Annotated in this window: 3 protein-coding genes; all 3 read left to right on the plus strand. The window is 71.1% G+C overall.

Annotated features, from left to right (window positions below; translation table 11 throughout):
* Positions 1-316: 316 nt before the first annotated feature.
* From ACFY9S_RS35295 to ACFY9S_RS35305, 3 genes are read left to right on the plus strand one after another with little or no spacing between them, the layout of a single operon-like run.
* A complete protein-coding gene (locus ACFY9S_RS35295) occupies positions 317-1597 on the plus strand; it encodes an FAD-dependent oxidoreductase (RefSeq protein WP_391136971.1) in 1281 nt (426 codons plus the stop codon).
* 42 nt (positions 1598-1639) lie between these two features.
* Entirely contained in the window at positions 1640-3091 is a 1452-nt protein-coding gene (locus ACFY9S_RS35300; RefSeq protein WP_391136974.1) for an aldehyde dehydrogenase family protein, read from the plus strand.
* 1 nt (position 3092) lies between these two features.
* A complete protein-coding gene (locus tag ACFY9S_RS35305) occupies positions 3093-4076 on the plus strand; it encodes an NAD(P)-dependent oxidoreductase (protein WP_391136977.1) in 984 nt (327 codons plus the stop codon).
* Positions 4077-4177: the final 101 nt, after the last annotated feature.

Below are 4177 nucleotides of genomic sequence, written 5' to 3' on the forward strand. Positions count from 1 at the left end.
GACCCCAGTGTCACCGCGGTCAGCGCGATCCTCATCGCCTTCGCCATCCTCGCCCTGGGCCTGGTCGCCCTGGTGCGCTGGCTCGGCTCCGGACGACAGCAATCCCTGCTCTCCGTCGAGAACACGGTCGGCGTCGCCAACCCCGGAGGCGACGCCGTATGACCACCGCCGCCACCGTTCAGCCGCACCTGGTTCCGACCCTCACCTGCGCCTTGCGTCGGCACGGGCCGCGCTACCGCTGACAGCGCCGTCGGCCGGGCCCCGAGTGGGTGCCCGGCCGAGGACCCCCCCTAAAACTTCCCGCAGGAGACCCGCAATGAAGACGATCCCGTACTGGATAGAAACCGCCGGGGCGTTCCCCGACCGGTCCGGCAAGCCCCTGACCGAGGACACCGACCTGGTGGTCGTCGGCGCCGGCCTGACGGGTCTGTCCACCGCCCTGCACGCCGCCCGCAAGGGCGCCCGTGTCACCCTCGTCGAGAAGGGCCAGATCGGTTCCGGGGCCTCGGCGCGCAACGGCGGCATGGCGAACCTGGGCTTCACGATCGGCGTGAGCCAGGCCATCCGCCGGTACGGACTGGAGCGAGCCCGCGAGATCTACAACTCCTACGGCGAGGCCGTGGACACCGTCGAGCGGCTCGTGGACGAGGAGTCCATCGATTGCCAGTTCAGCCGCGTCGGGCGCCTGGGCGTCGCGTCCCGCCCCGCGCACTTCGAGAGCAAGAAGGCCCAGCAGCGCGACCTGGCCAAGTACTTCGGCCACGAGACCACACTGGTCAGCAAGTCCGAGCTGCGTTCCGAGATCGGATCCGACGCCTACCACGGAGGCCTGCTCGACCCGCTCAGCGCCGCACTGCACGTCGGTCGCTTCGTGCGCGGCATGGCCGAGGCCTGCGAGCGCACCGGCGTCGAGATCCACGAGCGCAACGCGGCCATCGGTGTGCGACGTACCGCCGCCGGCCGTTTCGAGGTCAGCACCGAGCGCGGTGTGATCCGCGCCGGGCAGGTCATGATGGCCACCGACGCCTACACCGACAAGAACTTCCCGTGGCTGCGCCGCCAGCAGGTCTGCCTGGGCAGCTTCATCATCGTGACCGAGCCGCTCGGCGAGGACCTCGCCCGGGACATCATCCCGAAGGCCCGCCTCATCGTCGACTCCAACCAGGTCTGTCACTATTTCCGGCTCACCCCGGACAACCGTCTGCTGTTCGGCGGACGCGCCCGCTTCGCGCCGTCCGACCCCACCTCGGACAAGAAGAGCGGAGCGGTCCTGTTCCGTGAGATGTGCGAAATCTTCCCCCAACTCGCCCGGACGAAGGTCGAGTACGTGTGGGGTGGCTCGGTCGGCTTCGCGATGGACCGCATCGTGCACGCCGGGCAGACCGGGGACGGCGTGTACTACTCCATGGGATACGCGGGCCACGGAGTGCAGATGGCCACGCACATGGGGCAGGTCATGGCCGAGGTGATGGACGGCCACCCCGAGGTCAGCCCGGTTCGCGACCTGGCCCCGCCCCGCATCCCCCTCTACAACGGCACCGCCTGGTTCCTGCCCTTCGCGGGCGCCTACTACAAGACGCTGGACCGCATCCGCTGACCGTGCGGCAGCGCACCTCTACGCACACAAGGAGACCCCGAGATGACTGTCGTCCACGATGTTCCCAAGCAACTTTTCATCGGCGGCGGTTGGCAGGACGCGGAGTCCGGCCGCACCCTGTCCGTCGACAACCCGGCCACCGGCGAGGAGCTGTGCCGGGTCGCCGACGCCTCTCCCGCCGACGGGCGGCGTGCCGTCGAGGCGGCGGTCGCGGCGCAAGCCGGCTGGGCCGCGACCCCGCCCCGGGAGCGCAGTGAGATCCTGCGCCGCGCCTACGACCTCATCATCGCGCGTACCGAGGACCTCGCGCTGCTGATAACCCTGGAGATGGGCAAGCCGCTTGCCGAGGCGCGTGCCGAAGTCGCCTACGGAGCCGAGTTCTTCCGCTGGTTCTCCGAGGAAGCCGTCCGTATCGACGGCGGTCTGACCACCGCCCCCGACGGCAGGAACCGCCTCCTGGTCACCCGCCAGCCGGTCGGCCCCTGCCTGCTCATCACCCCCTGGAACTTCCCCCTGGCCATGGGCACCCGCAAGATCGGCCCCGCCCTCGCCGCCGGCTGCACCATCGTTCTCAAACCCGCCCCCCAGACCCCCCTGACGACCCTCGCCCTCGGCGCGATCCTGGAGGAAGCCGGTCTGCCCGACGGCGTCCTCAACGTCGTCGTCACCACCGACGCCGCCGGTGTCGTCGAGCCCCTGCTGCGCGGCGGGCAGATCCGCAAGCTCTCCTTCACCGGCTCCACCCAGGTCGGCCGGATCCTGCTGGCCCAGTGCGCCGACACCGTCATCCGCACCTCCATGGAACTGGGCGGCAACGCCCCCCTCATCGTCTTCGACGACGCCGACCTCGACGTCGCCGTCGAAGGCACGATGGTCGCGAAGATGCGCAACATGGGCGAGTCCTGCTGCGCCGCCAACCGCATCTACGTCCACACCTCCGTCGCCGAGGAGTTCGCCACCCGCCTCGCCGCCCGCATGGCCGCCCTGACCGTCGGTGACGGCACCGAACCCGGCACCGACGTCGGTCCCCTCATCGACGTCGCCGGCCGCAGCAAGGCCCACGACGTCGTCCGCGACGCGGTCAAGCGCGGAGCCACGGTCCTCACCGGCGGCGAACTCCCCGAAGGGCCCGGCTGTTTCTACCCGCCCACCGTCCTCACCGGCGTCTCCGCCGAGGCCGCCATCATCGACACCGAGGTCTTCGGCCCCGTCGCCGCCCTCCTCACCTTCGATGACGAGGACGAGGCCATCGCCGCCGCCAACGACACCGAATTCGGCCTGGCGGCCTACCTGTTCACCCAGAACCTCGACCGCGCCCTGCGCGTCAGCGAGCGTCTGGAGAGCGGCATGATCGGCCTCAACACCGGCCTCGTCTCCAACCCCGCCGCCCCCTTCGGCGGCGTCAAGCAGTCCGGCCTGGGCCGCGAAGGCGGACGTGTCGGTATCGACGAGTTCCTGGAGTACAAGTACATCGCCGTCCCCGTCGGAGCCTGACATGCCCGACCGCCTCGTCGTCCTCTACCGCGGCAACCGGCCCCCCGCCACCGCACTCATCGAACGTCTCGCGGACACCGTCTACGCCACCGAGGAGGAACTGCCCTACCTCCTCCCCGGCGCCGACGCCCTCCTGGCCTGGGTCACCATCACACCGGCCATCCGCGAGGCCTGGCCCGACAACCCCGAGAAGGCACCTCGCTGGGTGCACGCGTCTTCCGCGGGGGTGGACTCCCTGCTCTTCCCCGCCCTGGTGGACGATCCGGGTGTCGTTCTCACCAATGCCCGCGGCGTCTACGACCGGCCGACCGCCGAGTACGTGCTCGGCCTGATCCTCGCCCTCGCCAAGGACTTCCCCGGCACCTGGGAGCACCAGCGGCGTCGCGAGTGGCGTCCGCGACCCAGCGACGGCATCACCGGACGCACGGCGCTGATATGGGGCACGGGGCCCATCGGCCGGGCCATCGCCCGGCTGCTGCGGGCCGTAGGGATGCGAGTCTGCGGCGTCGGCCGCAAGGCCCGCACGGGCGACCCCGACTTCGGCACGGTCCACGGTGCGACGACGTTGCCCGCGGCCCTGAGGGAGGCGGACTACGTCGTCCTGGCCGCGCCCCTCACCAAGGACACCCGGGGCATGGTCGGCGCCTCCGTGCTGGCGGCCATGAAGCCGGGGGCCCGGCTGATCAACGTCGGCCGGGGCGGACTCGTCGACGAGGAGGCGCTCATCGATCACCTCGCCGCCGGCCGGCTCGCCGGAGCCGCCCTGGACGTCTTCGGCCAGGAGCCGCTTCCGGCCCGGTCACCGCTGTGGGACATGCCCGGTGTCATGATCTCCCCGCACACGGCGGGGGAGACCACCGGCGAGCGGGAGGCGCTCGTCGAGGTGTTCCTCGACAACCTCACCCGGCACGTCGAAGGCCGTCCTCTGCGCAACGTCGTGGACAAGCGGCGGGGCTACGTGGTCGACGAGACGCGCTCCGTCTGAAGGCCCCGTCCGAAAGGCGAGTAGCAGGCGCCCAGGCCCGTGGACTCCACGGGCCGGGGGGGGGGGGGCGAGCCCGTCGGGGGGGCCCGCGCCCGTCCCGG

The organism is Streptomyces sp. NPDC012474, from assembly GCF_042955185.1.
GTDB classification, from domain to species: domain Bacteria; phylum Actinomycetota; class Actinomycetes; order Streptomycetales; family Streptomycetaceae; genus Streptomyces; species Streptomyces cahuitamycinicus.